The sequence below is a fragment of the Phocaeicola paurosaccharolyticus JCM 15092 genome, assembly GCF_000613805.1.
GTDB lineage: Bacteria > Bacteroidota > Bacteroidia > Bacteroidales > Bacteroidaceae > Phocaeicola > Phocaeicola paurosaccharolyticus.
Genome location: NZ_BAJR01000014.1, coordinates 42382 through 59938 on the forward strand (window position 1 = coordinate 42382; position 17557 = coordinate 59938).

The following is a 17557-nucleotide window of genomic DNA, read 5'->3' on the forward strand; positions in this document are numbered from 1 at the left end:
TGGATAAACAAATAATGATAAAAGGTCAAATAACAGAATATGGGGGTGCACGAAGTCCTACACTCTGGTATAGAAGCGTGGAATGGAGATGCTCGAGATAGTAGTAATCTTTTTGAGTAATCCGAGCAGATATATATGATGATAAATCTAAAACATTATTAATGGAAAAGAGTATTGCCACAAAGGTTAAATCAGGACTGGCAACGGCATCTATAGTGTGAGGTGTGACGCTGCTGAACTTTGTCACACATAATGATGAACATGAATGATGTTCATTGCTCATACTATTATCAGAAGAATGATGATTATTGGCACATGTACATTCACACTCAGTTAAATCATGCTGAATACATATGTTCTGCTGATGATGGTGATGAGGCATAGAGGAGGCAGTAAGCATTATCATGCATACCATTAAAAGTACATAGCTTATAAAACTCCTTCTTTTCATAGTGCAAAAATATATCTTTTTTACTATATATTACCTCAAATGAATATCTTTTGTATAAATAAATCTAAGTTTATCTAAAACCTTATTGCTTATTAGTATATATAAACAATAAGAGCGAAATATCTTGAAAGATACTTCGCCCTATTATTTATATATAGATTAAATTCTTACCAGATAGATAATCTCTTTTCAGGAGCAACATACATAGGATCAGTATTCTTTATATTGAATGCTTGATACCACTCTTCAATATGAGGAAGAGCTCCGTTAACTCTCCATCTACCAAGAGAGTGAGGATCAGCCTTAGTCTGTAATCTCATCTGCTCTTCACGGATGTTGGCAGCCCATAGTCCTGCATAAGCTATGAAGAAACGCTGTTCAGGTGTAAATCCGTTCTCTGAAGAGAGAGTAGAATTCTTTGTAGCATTCTTGAATGCATTATAAGCAATCTTCAAACCTCCATGGTCTGCAATGTTCTCACCAAGTGTAAGTGCACCGTTAGCTTTTAGTCCGGGTAATACCTCTATATTGTTGAAGTAATCGACCATAACTTTTGTACGTTCGTTAAACTGTTTTGAGTCATTTGCTGTCCACCAATCCTTTAAGTTACCGTTTTTATCGAACTGACGACCCTGATCATCGAATCCGTGAGTCATCTCATGACCAATGACAACGCCAATAGCTCCGTAGTTGAAAGCATCGTCGGCATTCATGTCAAAGAAAGGATACTGAAGTATACCAGCTGGGAAGCATATCTCATTTGTTGTAGGATTATAGTATGCATTGACAGTCTGAGGAGTCATGTACCACTCGTTATTATCAACAGGTTTGTTTGCCTTAGCCAACATATAATCTACAGCGAACTTACTTGAACGCTTAATATTTGCCCAATAAGAGTCCTTCTTAATGTTCAGAGATGAATAATCTCTCCATTTATCAGGATAACCAACTTTCACATAGAAAGAGTTGAGTTTATCTATAGCTTTTGCTTTAGTACTGTCATTCATCCACTCCTGGACCATGATTCTCTCTTTAAGAGATTGCTGAAGGTTCTTAACAAGCTCTACCATTCTCTCTTTTGCTGCAGCAGGGAAATATTTCTCAACATACATCTGTCCGACAGCCTCACCTAAAACATCATTAACTGTACCTACAGCTCTTTTCCAACGAGGAGAATTCTCTTTTTTACCTGATAGAACCTTTCCATAGAAATCAAAGTCCTGTGCAACGAAGTCATCACTAAGATAACTAGATGATTCATTTATAAGGAACCACTGCATATATGCTTTCTGTTTATCAAGTGGAATAGTATTGATTATAGTCTCTACCTCCTTAATAGGAGCAATCTGTCCTACAGAGAGTGTCTTGACATCAACACTTAGGCCCTTAAAGAAATTAGTCCAGTCTATGCCAGGGAACTCTTTCTTCAACTGCTCCATAGTCATATTGTGATAGTTGGCTGCAGGATCTCTAAGTTCCACATTACTAGATGACTTTTTAGCTATAGCTGTCTCAATCTCTAGTACAGACTCCATGTTCTTTTTTGCTGTCTCTTCATCAAACCCTGCAAGTTCGAACATCTTAACAATATGTTCTTTGTACTTATCACGAATATTTTTAGTCGCATCATCGTTGTCAAGATAATACTCCTTCTGTCCCAAGCTTAGCCCGCCTTGACCTATCTGAAAGAGATTATTCTTGCTGTTCATTATATCTGCATCTACAGAATATGAGAAGAATGGGAATATACCAAAGAAGTTAAGTTTAGTAATCATTGGAATGATTTCCGACTTATCTTTAATTGAAGCGATAGCCTGAAGTTCCTGCTGAATTGGTTTTGCTCCATCTGCATTAAGTTTCACACTATCCATAGCAAGGTTGTATACATCAGCTATCTTCTGTGAAACAGTTCCTTCGCTCTGAGGTTTAGATGCGATTTCAGATATAAGCTCTTTAAGCTGCTTCTTGTTGTTCTCAGCAAGAAGGTCGAATGAGCCAAAACGAGAATATTCAGCTGAAAGAGGGTTAGCTTTCATCCAACCTCCACAAGCATAATTATAGAAATCGGTTCCTCTTGCAACAGTAGTATCCATATTGGCATAATTCAATCCCGATGATACTACATCTTTCTTTGATTGACATCCGCTAGCCATAGCTAGTCCAAATGCAACAATAGGTAAATAATCTTTTGCTTTCATTTTTTTATCATTAAATATTATTTCTTTAGTTCATCCAACTCAAGAGATGCATTCTCCCACTCTTCAACAATCTTGTCTATCTCCTTCTTTTTTGCTTGATGTTTCTCATATAGCGACATATCAGAAGCACCATCAGGAGTTGCCATCTCTGTCTCAATCTTAGCGACCTCTTCCTCCAGCTCTTCTATTCTCTTCTCACAATCGGCTATGACTTTTTCGACCTTTTTTATCTTCTTATTGAGCTCCTTCTGATTCTCATATGATACTTTATTCTCGCTTACAGGAGTGTTCTGCACTATTTCATCAGTCCCCTTCTTAGGTGAAGTAGATAGTTGGATCTCATTTAGGTTATCAATATTCTTTTTCTTCAGGAATTCATAAATTCCTCCGATATGTTCCTTGACCTCTCCTCTACCAAATTCATAAACCTTAGTCACAAGGCCATCCAGAAAGTCACGGTCATGAGATACCACGATTACTGTTCCATCAAAATCCCTTATTGCATCCTTAAGTACATCTTTAGAACGAATATCAAGGTGATTTGTCGGCTCATCGAGAATTAAAAGGTTCACTGGTTCAAGAAGGAGTTTTATCATAGCCAGTCGCTACGCTCACCTCCCGATAGTACTTTAACCTTTTTATCCGAAGCCTCTCCTCCAAACATGAATGCACCGAGGATATCACGTATTTTAAGGCGTATATCACCCACGGCAACTCGGTCTATGGTATCGAATACTGTAAGATTCTCGTCAAGGAGTTGTGCCTGGTTCTGTGCAAAATATCCTATCTGCACATTATGTCCAATCTTTAGTTTCCCATCATATGGTATCTGGTCCATTATACACTTTACAAGAGTAGATTTTCCTTCACCATTTTTCCCTACAAACGCCACCTTGTCTCCTCTCTCAATTGTAAGATTGACATCATGGAATACAACATGCTCACCATATGCTTTCTTAACATCCTGGCAGATAATCGGGTAATTTCCTGAGCGGATTGCTGTAGGGAATTTTAATCTTAGTGCCGAATTATCTTCTTCATCAATCTCTATAGGGATAATCTTTTCAAGCTGTTTAATGCGGCTCTGTACTTGAACAGACTTAGTAGCCTTATATCGGAAACGTTCTATGAAATCCTCAGTATCCTGTATCTGCTTCTGCTGATTCTCGTAAGCACGAATTTGCTGTTCACGTCTCTCTTTGCGAAGTTCTACAAACTGATCATAGTTAACCTTATAATCGTATATGTGTCCGCAGGATATCTCTATAGTCCTATTGGTTACATTATTAATAAATGCACGGTCATGGCTTACCAATACCACTGCGCTTGAACTTGTCTTCAGAAAATTTTCAAGCCACTGAATACTCTCTATATCCAAGTGGTTGGTAGGCTCATCAAGAAGCAGTACATCTGGTTGACGAAGCAATAGTTTAGCTAGTTCAATACGCATTCTCCATCCACCACTGAACTCAGATGTGGGACGATCAAAGTCCTCACGATTGAATCCAAGACCAACAAGAGTACGTTCTATTCCAGATTTATAGTTTGTACCGCCCATCATCAGGAAACGGTCATTATCATGAGTGAATCGCTCTATAAGTTTATGATAACTTTCCGACTCATAATCTGTACGTTCTGCAAGCTCATTGTTCATCTTATTTATGCTCTCCTGCAGTTCAAAGATATGTTCAAAGGCTGTCTCAGCCTCCTCCATTACTGTATGGTTATCACTCAGTATCATTACCTGAGGTAGATAGCCTAATGTAACCTCTTTAGGAACAGATACAGTTCCTCCTGTAGGTTGCTGCTTTCCTGCTAAAATCTTAAGCATTGTGGACTTTCCTGCACCATTTTTTCCTACAAGTGCAATTCGGTCACGTTTATTTATTACATATGAAACATCCTCAAAAAGAGGAGTAACTCCAAATTCAACTTTTAAATTATCGACTGAAACCATCGTCTATCTTTTTTTTCCTATATAATTACAAACAAAGGTATAATTTAATACACAAAAAATGTAAATAAAGCTTTGATGAATACCCCTAATTATTAATAAGTTGCAACTATTTATTAAAACGTGTTATAAATGAGCTCAATTTTAATATAATATTTGCTGATAATAAAAAAGGCATACCTTTGTAATGTGTTTTTCATAGTATTAGATTTAAGGTTAACAAAGATTGGCTGTCTGGGAAGATAGCCTTTTTTTATTCCCTTTTTTTATTTGAATATTTTTTCAATTTCATCCTCTTCAAGTACATGCAAAACAGTCTTACCATCTGGTGTATAGTTTGGTGTTGCCAAAGCAAATAGACCATCTACAAGACTATTCATCTCATCATTGGTCAATACCTGTCCCGGAACAATAGCAGCCGATTTAGCTAGAGTAAGAGCAAGTATATTTTCTACCTCATCTTTTACCTTACACTCCTTTTCTACGGCAGAATTCACCATGTTTTTTACCAGCTCAGCAGGATTTAGTCCCTCTATTCCTGATGGAACACCATTAATAGCATAGCTTCCTCCACCTAGTGGTGTAAGTTCAAATCCAAGAAATGAAAGATCTTCCATTATATTTTCAAGAACAGGAATCTCTGACATAGGGAATTGCACTATTTCAGGGAACAGCATTCCTTGTGAGGCGTGCTGACGATTCTTTATCTGGTTAAGATATCTCTCATAGAGTATACGTATGTGAGCTCTCTGCTGATCTATTATCATAAGGCCTGACTTTACAGATGTAAGTATGAATCTGCCTTTAAATTGATAATGCTGTGTAGAGTTCTCTTGTACGGCATCTGTGAGTCTCTCTGAATGTGTAATCTGAAATGATTGTGTACCGGAAGTTTGACTATCCTCCAGATCAATATCATAAGGTGCTAATTCATCACCATTTGCCTTCTCTAATCCCTCATATAGTGATGACCAGTTACGAGTTTCGTTAGAATATGAAGATGGCGAATAAGTAGATGTATTAAACGGATTATAATCAGGATTAAATGTAGTTTTAGGAGGCTCTATTCCAGAATAGTAACTTGTATCTATAGCTGGGATGTCGGGCATATCCTCTGTATCAAAATCAATTGAAGGTACAGCATTGAACTTACCCAAAGATTCCTTTACAGCTGCATCGAGTATCTGCCATATTGCAGGTTCATTCTCAAATTTAATCTCTGTCTTTGTAGGATGTATGTTCACATCAATATTTGATGGATCAACCTCAAAATATATAAAGTATGATACCTGTTCACCTGTAGGTATAAGATGTTCGTATGCATCCATGACTGCCTTATGGAAATATGGATGGCGCATATATCTGCCATTAACGAAGAAGAACTGTCTTGCTCCCTTCTTTCTTGCAGATTCCGGTTTACCAATGAAACCGGAAATATTTATCATAGTTGTGTTGACCTCTATAGAGAATAGTTCCTGGTTAATCTTCTTGCCGAATACACCCATTATTCTCTGGCGTAATTGAGTAGCCGGTAGGTTCAACATCTCTGAATCATTGTTATGAAGAGTAAAGTTTATATCAGGATTTACCAAAACAATACGTTCAAATTCATTCAATATATTAGTCAGCTCAGTCTGATTTGATTTCAGGAATTTACGACGTGCTGGTATATTGAAGAATATATTTTTAACGGATACGTTACATCCTTTCTGACAAGGTATAACCTCCTGACTTTCAAATTTAGAGCCTGAGATAACGAGATGAGTACCTAAGTCATCACCTTCCTGACGTGTCTTCAAGTCAATTTGAGCAACAGCAGCGATAGATGCCAAAGCCTCACCACGAAAGCCCATGGTGTGAAGTGCGAACAGGTCGGAAGCCTCCTTTATCTTTGATGTTGCATGTCTTTCAAAAGATAGTCGTGCATCAGTCTCCGACATTCCCTTTCCATCATCAATAACCTGAATAGAGCTTTTTCCAGCATCTGTTACAATGACATCAATATGTTTAGCCCCAGCATCAATAGAGTTTTCAACAAGTTCTTTTATTACAGAAGCAGGGCGCTGAATAACCTCACCTGCTGCAATCTGATTAGCAACAGAGTCAGGCAAAAGACGTATTATATCACTCATAAGAAATCAAACATTTAAAATTTCCACTCTCCCGTAACAAGGTAGCGAAGAATATAAAGAAGTACAATTATAGCCATTAAAATGGTTCCGAAAGCAAGAGGTTTACGGTTGCTCTCTTTTCTGCGTTTAAGATGTTTTGTCCCTTCAATGAATTTTCCTCTTATATCTTCAGGAGAGAACTCTTTTGGAGGGATCATTCCTAAATCTCTTTTAGCCTGTTCTTCTATTTTATCAAGTTTCTCTTTCCTCTCATCAACATAAATATATTGATGTGAGAAACGGCGCGGTTTTTGTGATTTAAAAAGTCCCATAGTAACTATTTTTTCTTTTTAAACAAATTACGATTAGGCAACGGGACATCACCACGTGTATTCTTCTTAAGTCCCTGCCTTCTGCCTTAGCTTTCCATTGGAATATATCATTCTTGTCAATAGGGCGAATATAGTCAAACCAAGCAAAAGCATCCAGTCTCATCTTATCTTTCGGCAACATCAGCATCGGATATAGAGTACCGGTAGACTTAGGACTCATAGTCATCTTTTTAAGTTTCCTATTCTCAAGATATATCTTCAGGAGACTTGTCTCAGATACATTCATGCCTATGAGTGAGCTATCTTTCTCCGTAGGATAATAGATTGAGTGAACAGAACCAATGACATCCACCATCTTCATATCGCCATCTTTGAAATAGGCTTTCATATCCTTACCCGATACCTGATTATAGTTAACCGAGTCAAGTTTCTCTATAGAGAGTGCCTGATTGTGTATATGAGCCCAATCTATAGTACTGTCATTAAAATATGCCATTATCTGCTCTCCTAGAAGCTGACGATTTCCATTCCACAGAATAGGTTCACCATACATAGTAAGACAGCTGTCTTTTGATGAGAATGTAAGTGAGTCGCATACTCCCTGCACATCACTACGGAACATACGCACCTTATGATAAGCTCTTGCCTGACGGAAAAGAGAGTCTGTATCAATATTGTATGTGAAGAGTTTCAGAGTATCGGCATGCACAAAAAGTGAATCTCCTTGAGAATAATCCACAGCGACAGCCCTTTTGGTAGCCATAGCATATTTGGTCTTCTCATTGTAGTAACAATAATCACCCTTCAGGAGATTTTTGTTAATAGTATCTTTCATCAAAACATTATTGAATGCCTCTCCAAAACCTTTGTTTCTGTCATAATAAAGACTGTCGCCTGTAAGGCTCTTTCCTTCATTAGTAATTACCGAACGGTTCAACAGCTGAGCTTGTCCTTTAGCTGTATTATAAAACCCTGACTCAGAATAGATGTGGTTCTTATCACTAATGATATTCGATGGTCCCACAATATTTGCAACCTTGGTAGCTGTGTTATACTTAAGTGTATCCGAAGTAAGAGTAAACTTAGGATTTACCAACTTAACATCGAAATTGAAGACAGACATCTTAGTCTTAGGACTATACTCTCCCCATTCCGATGTAAGGACGTTTTGCTCATCCATCAAGGTACCACCATCAAAGAAGTAACCAAGCTCATAGATTCTATCGTAATTCAAACTATCGGTAAGAAGTGTGGTCTTTCTGTTTTCCAACTTTACATTATAACGGACTTGCGCAATCTGAGTATTTCCATCATAGTAGAGATAGTCACCATACAATGCCAAGGTATCTCCCTGTTTCATCTTCACTTTATTGAAAGCTTTGAAGGAGTTGTTCTTTTGGAAGAAAAGAGCACTGTCGCAATACATATAGAGGCTGTCATGCTTGAATGCTACATTTCCAACCAATATCTGAGCATCAGGTTCTGCAGAATATGGATCTTTCTTTATTATATCAGAATGAAGCAAGAAAACCTTGCTTTTTGGAGCTTTTGTTGCCCCTTTCTTCACAGGTCTCTGTGCCAGCAGACAAAAGCCAAACAGGCATAAGATACTTAATAATAATATCCTATGCCTGCTTGTATATTTTTTTTCTCGTTTATTATCAAGCATATGCAAAACAATATTTTTAATTGCTTATCCAGCCTGGATATTTAAAGTCACATTTTTTCCACTTGTCGTTAATACGAACATAGGTATGTTGTTGCTTATCCTTTATCCACTTCTCAATCTTTTCGCTGCTCTTTTTCTCTTGTACAATGCTCTTAAGACGTTGATAATCCTCGCTCATTGTTGCTTTGTGACCATTTATTCTGCTCTTCAACTTAACGATGGCACAAACCTCTTTACCCTTACTATTAACCATTGTAAATGGCTTAGAGATTTCACCAATCTGAAGACCTTCAACAGTTTTTGCAATCTCCTGAGACACCTGTGCCAACTGCTGCATCTCGAATTTAGCTGTTCCTGAACCAGGATTTGCCATCAATCCGTGGTTGTTACGTGTATCTTTATCCTGTGACAATACAGCAGCATCATCAAAAGTGAATTTCTGATTACGTATATCATCCGAAATAGAATCTAGGCGAGCCAATGAAGCTTCAATATCTTTCTCCTCAACTTTTGGTTTAAGAAGGATGTGGCGAGTCTTAACTCTATCGCCTCTCTTCTCAATAAGTTGAATAATATGGTAACCAAATTCTGATTCTACAATTTTAGATACTTTCTTAGGATCCTGAAGGTTGAATGCTACATTAGCATATTCAGGAACGAGCTCAGCCTTACCCATAAAAGGTAACTCACCACCATTACGGCGACTTGCCTCATCCTCTGAATAGAGACGAGCCAATAGAGAGAAAGAGATAGTGCCGGCGTTTATCTGGTCAGTATAATCACGTAGAGTCTTCTTAACTCTGTCTATCTCCTCTTGTGGAATCTTTGGTTCTCTAGTTATTATCTGAACTTCAACCTGTGTAGGGATGAATGGTATACTATCCTGTGGAAGATCTTTAAAATAACGTCTTACATCGGAAGGTGTAATTTTTATCTCACCTATAATCTTCTTCTGCATCTCCTGAACTGTAAGTCCGTCTCTGATATTCTCACGGAGCATTTCACGAATCTGTGAAGATGTCTTATTATAGTATTCTTCAACTTTTTCCTTTGAACCAATCTGGTCTATTAACCAGTTAGAACGTTGGTCAACTTGGTTTATTACTTGCTGTTCTGAGACTTCAATACTATCAATTGCAGCCTGATGAAGGAATAATTTCTGAATTGCCAATTGTTCTGGTATAATACAGTATGGATCACCATCGAATTTTTTGCCCTCGTATTGAGCATTCAGTCTCTCACTTTCAACATCTGATTTAAGAATAGCTTCATCTCCAACTACCCAAACTACCTCATCAATCACATTGTCTTGAGCTTGTGTCGTAACGGAGGCAAACAGTAAAAAGAATAAGGAACAAACCTTTATATTTCTGAATTTATTCATTTGAATATAAATATATCTTATATTTTTGGTATAACTCTCTAAAAATGAAATAACGAACGAAGATAATGGAATAATTAATTACTTCCACTATTATTAACGGTTTTTAAAACGTCATGATCTATTTCCACCTTATATTTCTCTACCAAGTCCTGATTTTTTAACATCAAACGGCTGCTTATAAGATCGGACTTCACTATATCACGTATATCGGAATAGCTATCAGGTTTCTTTTTTAGCTTCTTACCCATCTTAAAAGAGTAAGGCAAGGACTGAGGAGCTGTTACATCTCCATCCTTTACTTCAAAGACCAACTTATCAACAAACTTATTATCACCCTTTTTAAAGATACCGGTTTCCATCTTTATCATCTTCACCTTATCGTTACCGGTCAAATTATCCAATGCTTTCTGCCAGTTGGCAAAATCATAATCCTTTAGATATTTTTTTACAACCTTAGCCATTTTCTTTGATGAACAATGAATCACTGCACCCTTAAATCTTGGCTCGTCATAACGATAAATTGATGAATTTTTATTGAAATACTCCTTAAGATCGGATTCACTTATCTCCTCAGATGCTGTGTCTTTCTCTGCAGCAAGTTTGTAAAGTAGTTCCGATTTTAGAGCATCTATATCCAGGTTTTCAGGCAATCTTTTCTTATCAATATCCGAAAGATATCTCACAGAGTTTCTGTCAACCACTTCAACAGGAAGAGATTCTGACTGTTCATGAACTTTTATTATAATATAGCCTGATGGAGTCAATACTGGAGGTAATATATCACCTGATTTGGCCTTATCTATCATAGGTAACACCTCTAGTGGCAATAAACTCTTCCTATTCCACCGCGGAACTAGCTCATCCTTTCTATCAGAACAGCTTATTGATAATGCATCAAAGTCAGCGCCTCTGTTTAATGCATTATAAATAGAATCAGAACTAGCTTTCTGCTTATCGATAAATTGCTTTGAACTATTTTGAGGAATATATTTCTCTATTAATTGAAGTTTAACCCAGCGGTTATCAGCAAATCGGTTGTTTGCATCCTGCTTAACAAGAGAGTTTTTATACTTATCTATAAGTTGAGATTTTAATTTCTCACCTTGATAATTAGCAAGAAGAATCTTAAATGAAGTAAGAGTATCTACCCCTCTCTGCTGAAGATCCATAATACGTATCTTACGCAAAATGAAATTAGGAAGGAACTCGTCAACAGAAATAGATTGGCTATTGCTATATTCCTTTATAAACTCGCTTTTGTATACCGGACTGCCCCCTATTTTCATTACAATATCTCCTTGTGCCTGTGCTATATGCACAGATACAAGAAGATATGTTATTATTGTTACTAATAGACGATACATCTATTAATTATTTGGGCGGCTGTAATTTGGAGCCTCACTTGTGATAGCCACATCGTGTGGGTGACTCTCCAATACTCCCGCATTTGTTATACGAGTAAATTTAGCATTATGAAGTTCAACGATATTGGAAGCTCCACAATATCCCATACCTGAGCGAAGACCACCAACAAGCTGATATATTACTTCATAAAGTGTTCCTCTATAAGGTACACGTGCTGCGATACCCTCTGGAACAAGTTTCTTAACATCTGTAGTAGTGCTTTGGAAATATCTGTCTTTAGAACCATTCTCCATAGCCTCTAAAGAGCCCATACCTCTATATGACTTGAACTTACGTCCGTTGAATATTATAGTATCACCTGGAGATTCCTCTGTACCAGCTACAAGAGAACCGATCATAACACTGTATCCACCGGCAGCTAAGGCCTTAACAACATCTCCTGAGTAACGAAGTCCACCATCTGCAATAAGAGGTACACCTGTTCCTTCAAGTGCTTTTGCAACATCGTATACAGCTGAAAGTTGTGGAACACCCACACCTGCAACAACACGAGTTGTACAGATAGAACCAGGGCCGATACCTACTTTTACTGCATCTGCTCCAGCTTCAACCAAAGCTTTAGCAGCAGCTCCTGTAGCTATATTACCTACAACTATATCAATTCCAGGGAACATTTTCTTAGCCTCTTTCAACTTTTCAATAACAGATTTTGAATGGCCATGAGCTGTATCAATAACTATAGCATCTGCACCAGCCTCAACCAATGCCTTCATTCTGTCGAGAGTGTCATTAGTAACACCAACACCGGCAGCAACGCGCAATCTTCCTTTGCTGTCTTTGCAAGCCATAGGTTTATCCTTAGCTTTTGTTATATCTTTATATGTTATAAGACCAATAAGTTTGTTATTCTTATCAACAACAGGAAGTTTCTCGATTTTGTTCTGCTGAAGTATATCTGCAGCAGCCTCCAAGTCAGTAGCTTGGTTAGTTGTTATTATATTCTCTTTAGTCATTACATCATCGATACGTTTCTCCATATTCTTCTCAAAACGTAAGTCACGATTAGTAACGATACCAACAAGATGGTTTTCGTCATCAACAACCGGTATACCACCAATTCTATATTCAGCCATCAAAGCAAGAGCATCAGCCACAGAAGAGCCACGTTTGATTGTGACTGGATCATAAATCATACCATTTTCGGCACGTTTTACTATCGCTACCTGTCTTGCCTGTTCCTCTATTGACATATTCTTATGGATAACACCAATACCACCTTCACGAGCTATGGCAATAGCCATTTTTGACTCGGTAACAGTATCCATAGCAGCTGTCACAAAAGGAATTTTCAACTCAATGTTGCGTGAGAACTTAGTCGAGAGCTCGACTGTTTTAGGTAATACTTCTGAATAGGCAGGGATTAAAAGTACGTCATCGTAAGTTAATCCGTCCATAACTACTTTATCGGCAATAAATGACATAAGGAATATGCTTTATATTTTTATTGCGTGCAAATATACATATTTTATTCATATGTTTTGTTGAATATTATGAGTTTTATTATGAAGACAACAAAAAAACCGAGTGTTATTTAAAACTACAATTTGTTTTAAATACACCCGGAACAGCTATTCAATATATATAAGTATATTAGTTTGCCATTTCAGAAATGAACTTGATTCTTACAAGTCTTATTTCATCTTCAGAATAGTCATCACCTAACTCCTCGATAGCATCTTCTATCTTGTCGGTAGTAGATTCCTTGAAGTAGCTGTATATATCCTGCAAATGATCATCGTCCATTATCTCAACGAGGAAATAGTCAATATTCAGTTTTGTTCCAGAAAATACTATTGCCTCAACCTCATCTAGAAGTTCTCCGAATTCAAGACCTTTCGATACAGCGATATCATCAAGAGCAACCTTACGGTCTATACTTTGAATTATAGAGACTTTAAGCTTAGACTTGTTAGCTACGGTCCTTACTCTCAAATCCTCAGGACGTTCAATCTCATTTTCTTCGCAGTGAACCTTTATAAGTTCACAGAACTCCTTACCATATCTTTTAGCTTTACCAGCTCCAACTCCAGGAATATTCTGCAACTCATCCAGTGTAACAGGATATATAGTTGCCATAGCCTCAAGCGATGGGTCTTGGAAAATAACATAAGGCGGAACATCTAACTTCTTAGACAACTTCTTTCGAAGGTCTTTTAGCATAGAATATAGCGCAGGGTCTACAGCGCATGAAGCGCCACCTCTTGCAGGAGTTTCCTCCTCTTCTTCGTCAAAATCGTTATCCTCTACTATTTTAAATGATACTGGTTTCTTCAGGAACTTATGTCCTTGTGAAGTTATCTTAAGTAAACCGTAATTTTCTACATCTTTACTTAAATATCCGGCAATTAATGCCTGTCTGATAACAGCATTCAATAATTTTTCATCATCTCCCATAGATGAGCCGAATACTTCGAGCTCTTCATGTTTATGGTCTAATACCTCTGTAGTTTCTTTACCAAGAAGTATATCAATTATATAGTCTGCTTTAAAATTTTCTTTTACTGCTATGATTGCTTCAATCACAGCGCACAATGAATCCTGAGCTTCCACTTGCTTTTTAGGATTTAAACAATTATCACAATTACAGCAATTATCTTCTGTATATTCTTCACCAAAATAATGCAATAATGATTTACGTCTACAAAGAGAAGATTCTGCATATGCTGCTGTCTCAAGCAAAAGTTGCTTTCCTATCTCCTGCTCGGCTATAGGTTTTCCCTGCATAAATTTTTCCAATTTCTGCAAGTCTTTACTTGAGTAGAAAGTAACACACAATCCCTCTCCGCCATCTCTTCCTGCTCTACCGGTCTCTTGATAATAGCCTTCAAGACTCTTTGGAATATCATAATGAATAACGAACCTTACATCAGGTTTATCAATACCCATTCCAAAGGCAATGGTTGCTACAATCACTTCAACATCCTCTTTTAAGAAGGCATCTTGATTTTCCGAACGTGTAGCTGAATCCATGCCTGCATGATATGCTCTTGCGCTGATACCATTTGCTTGAAGTATTTCAGTCAACTCCTCTACCTTTTTTCTACTAAGACAATAGATAATTCCGGATTTACCAGGATTATTCTTTATAAACTTAATAATATCCTTGTCGACATTATTGGTTTTCGGCCTTACTTCATAATAAAGGTTTGGACGATTGAAAGAAGACTTGAACTCGACAGCATCTTGCATGCCAAGATTCTTCTGAATGTCCATTTTCACCTTAGGAGTAGCTGTTGCAGTCAGAGCTATGACAGGTGCTTTACCTATTTCATTAATAATAGGTCTAATTCTTCTATATTCAGGTCGGAAATCATGTCCCCATTCAGAGATACAATGAGCTTCATCAACAGCATAGAAAGATATCTTTATACTTTTTAGAAACTCTACGTTCTCATCTTTGGTCAATGACTCCGGAGCTACATACAACAATTTTGTCTTACCACAAACTATATCATCTTTAACCTGATCTATTGCAGATTTGTTTAGCGAAGAATTTATAAAATGAGCTACGCCATCTTCTTCACTAAAGTTCCTCATTGCATCAACTTGATTTTTCATAAGAGCAATCAAAGGTGAAATAACAACTGCTGTCCCCTCCATCAAAAGCGAAGGTAATTGATAGCAAAGTGACTTTCCTCCACCTGTTGGCATGAGAACAAAGGTATCATTACCAGAAAGCAGATTGACTATGATTGCCTCCTGATTACCTTTGAATTTATCAAATCCAAAATACTTTTTAAGTGCATCAGTTAAATATGATTTCTCATTCATTGTAATAATAGTTTTATCTGACCCAAAACACGAAGTTTAATACGCTTTTTCTACTTCGACGTAAAACAAAGTTATAAACAAGTTATGAAAAATACACTATATTTTTACTATTTATTCAGAAGAGAATTGCAATTATATCTCTCTTTTTGCAAAACAAATAAAACCTATGCAGACTGAAGTCTGTATATATTGATTTTACTCATCTGTTCCTTAGCATAATCCAATGTAATATTATACTCTATTACATCCATAGAAGGAACTTCAAACATTACGTCTGTAACTATAGTTTCGATTATAGACCTCAACCCACGGGCTCCCAACTTATATTCAACAGCCTTATCGACAATATAGTCGAACACACCCTCTTCAAAAGTTAGTTTCACCTTATCCATCTCAAATAGTTTCACATACTGGTTGACTATTGAGTTTTTAGGTTCTGTAAGGATTCTGCGTAGTGCATCCCTATCAAGAGGGTTAAGATACGTAAGAACCGGCAAACGACCAATAATCTCTGGTATCAATCCAAAAGATTTCAAATCTTGTGGAGCGATATACTGCATAAGATTATTACGATCAAACTTTGCGCTATCTGTTACAGAGTTGAAACCTACCACATGTGTATTAAGTCTTTGTGCAATCTTTCGCTCTATGCCATCGAATGCTCCACCACATATGAATAGTATATTTTTTGTATCAACAGGTATCATCTTCTGGTCTGGATGTTTTCTTCCCCCCTGAGGTGGAACATTAACAACCGATCCTTCCAAAAGTTTCAATAACCCTTGTTGTACTCCCTCGCCACTGACATCACGTGTTATTGATGGATTATCACTTTTACGTGCTATCTTATCTATCTCATCAATGAATACAATACCTCTCTGAGCCTCATCTACATTATAGTCTGCGACTTGAAGAAGCCTTGTGAGGATACTTTCAATATCCTCACCTACATATCCGGCTTCTGTTAATACTGTTGCGTCAACTATTGTAAAAGGGACGTCAAGAAGCTTAGCTATGGTACGAGCCAAGAGTGTCTTACCTGTACCAGTGCTTCCCACCATTATAATATTAGATTTCTCAATCTCAACGTCGTCTTTCTTGTTTTTCTGCAAGAGACGTTTATAATGGTTGTAGACAGCTACTGAAAGATATCGTTTAGCGTCGTCCTGACCAATAACATAGTTGTCTAGAAAATCCTTAATATTCTTAGGTTTAGGCAATTTATCCAAAGATATTTTTTTGGCTAGCTTTGATCCTCTGCTTGAAATAGCTTCTTGAACTATCTCGTGAGCTTGTTCTGAACAAGAATCACAGATACAGCCATCCATGCCGGTAATCAAAAAGCCAACTTCATCTTCAGAACGTCCACAAAAACTACATACCTTTTTTTTCTTTGACGTTTTCTTATCTTCCAATGTATCTATCTTTAATATTAATAATTATTTGTTTGGTCTATTTGAAAGAATTGTGTCAATCATACCATACTCTTTCGCCTCATCAGCTGTCATCCAGTAGTCACGATCAGAATCCTGCCATACCTTATCGAAGTCTGTATGAGAGTGATCTGCTATGATAGTATAAAGTTCCTTCTTAAGCTTTACTATTTGGCGAGCAGTAATCTCAATGTCCGACGCCTGACCCTGAGCACCACCAAGAGGCTGATGAATTAGCACTCTTGAGTGAGGAAGAGCAGAACGTTTTCCCTCTTTACCTGCAACCAACAATACAGCTGCCATAGATGCTGCCATACCTGTACAGATAGTAGAGATATCACTACTTATAAATTGCATAGTATCATATATGCCAAGTCCTGCATATACAGATCCACCTGGCGAGTTTATATATATTGAAATATCTTTCCCTGGATCTACTGAATCAAGATATAACATCTGCGCCTGTAATACATTTGCAGTATAATCATTGACTTCTGTTCCTAGAAATATAACCCTATCCATCATTAATCTTGAGAATACATCAAGCTGAGTAACATTTAGCTGACGCTCTTCAAGAATGTATGGATTTAGATAACCAGCTTCCGCTTTTACGACATCGTCCAAAACCATTGAACTGATTCCAAGATGCTTAGTCGCATATTTTCTAAAATCATCCATAATAAATTGTTTTTAAAAATTTACAAAAAAGAGGTTTTTAACCATATTACCAATAGACAAATGTAATAAAAATAATATGCTATGCACATAAAAAATATGTCTATTAGTTTTTTAGGGGCTAAAAACCTCTTTTTAAAGTAAGATTTAGCAA

Annotated in this window: 10 protein-coding genes and 2 pseudogenes; all 12 read right to left on the bottom strand. The window is 37.1% G+C overall.

Annotation, left to right across the window (positions count from 1 at the left end; genetic code table 11):
• Positions 1–25 precede the first annotated feature (25 nt).
• Complete coding sequence (locus JCM15092_RS17045) at positions 26–451, bottom strand: DUF6769 family protein (protein WP_148296619.1); 426 nt, start codon at positions 449–451, stop codon at positions 26–28.
• A 167-nt stretch (positions 452–618) separates the two neighbouring features.
• Positions 619–2649 carry a M13 family metallopeptidase gene (locus JCM15092_RS07545; protein ID WP_024994134.1) on the bottom strand — a complete coding sequence of 677 codons (2031 nt, stop codon included), beginning with the start codon at positions 2647–2649 and terminating at the stop codon, positions 619–621.
• Positions 2650–2666: 17 nt separating this feature from the next.
• Positions 2667–4606 (bottom strand): annotated as a pseudogene (gene abc-f, locus JCM15092_RS15365) (ribosomal protection-like ABC-F family protein).
• Positions 4607–4869: 263 nt separating this feature from the next.
• Complete coding sequence (mutL, locus tag JCM15092_RS07555; RefSeq protein WP_024994135.1) at positions 4870–6735, bottom strand: DNA mismatch repair endonuclease MutL; 1866 nt, start codon at positions 6733–6735, stop codon at positions 4870–4872.
• 14 nt (positions 6736–6749) lie between these two features.
• On the bottom strand, positions 6750–7046 hold the full coding sequence (locus JCM15092_RS07560; RefSeq protein ID WP_024994136.1) for a hypothetical protein: 297 nt from the start codon (positions 7044–7046) through the stop codon (positions 6750–6752).
• 5 nt (positions 7047–7051) lie between these two features.
• A pseudogene (locus JCM15092_RS15370) lies at positions 7052–8715 on the bottom strand (OstA-like protein).
• Between the two features lie 16 nt (positions 8716–8731).
• Positions 8732–10099 carry a peptidylprolyl isomerase gene (locus tag JCM15092_RS07570; RefSeq protein WP_024994137.1) on the bottom strand — a complete coding sequence of 456 codons (1368 nt, stop codon included), beginning with the start codon at positions 10097–10099 and terminating at the stop codon, positions 8732–8734.
• A gap of 74 nt (positions 10100–10173) precedes the next feature.
• Positions 10174–11463, bottom strand: coding sequence for a peptidylprolyl isomerase (locus tag JCM15092_RS16565; RefSeq protein WP_024994138.1), 1290 nt, complete (start codon positions 11461–11463; stop codon positions 10174–10176).
• 3 nt (positions 11464–11466) lie between these two features.
• Positions 11467–12945: an IMP dehydrogenase gene (gene guaB / locus JCM15092_RS07580; protein WP_024994139.1), complete on the bottom strand. Its 1479-nt coding sequence runs from the start codon at positions 12943–12945 to the stop codon at positions 11467–11469.
• A gap of 169 nt (positions 12946–13114) precedes the next feature.
• The gene (gene recQ, locus JCM15092_RS07585) at positions 13115–15295 is read right to left on the bottom strand and encodes a DNA helicase RecQ (RefSeq protein ID WP_024994140.1); all 2181 of its coding nucleotides are present in this window, start codon (positions 15293–15295) and stop codon (positions 13115–13117) included.
• A 164-nt stretch (positions 15296–15459) separates the two neighbouring features.
• Positions 15460–16710, bottom strand: coding sequence for an ATP-dependent Clp protease ATP-binding subunit ClpX (gene clpX, locus JCM15092_RS07590; RefSeq protein ID WP_024994141.1), 1251 nt, complete (start codon positions 16708–16710; stop codon positions 15460–15462).
• Between the two features lie 24 nt (positions 16711–16734).
• Positions 16735–17406, bottom strand: coding sequence for an ATP-dependent Clp endopeptidase proteolytic subunit ClpP (clpP, locus tag JCM15092_RS07595; RefSeq protein WP_024994142.1), 672 nt, complete (start codon positions 17404–17406; stop codon positions 16735–16737).
• Positions 17407–17557 lie beyond the last annotated feature (151 nt).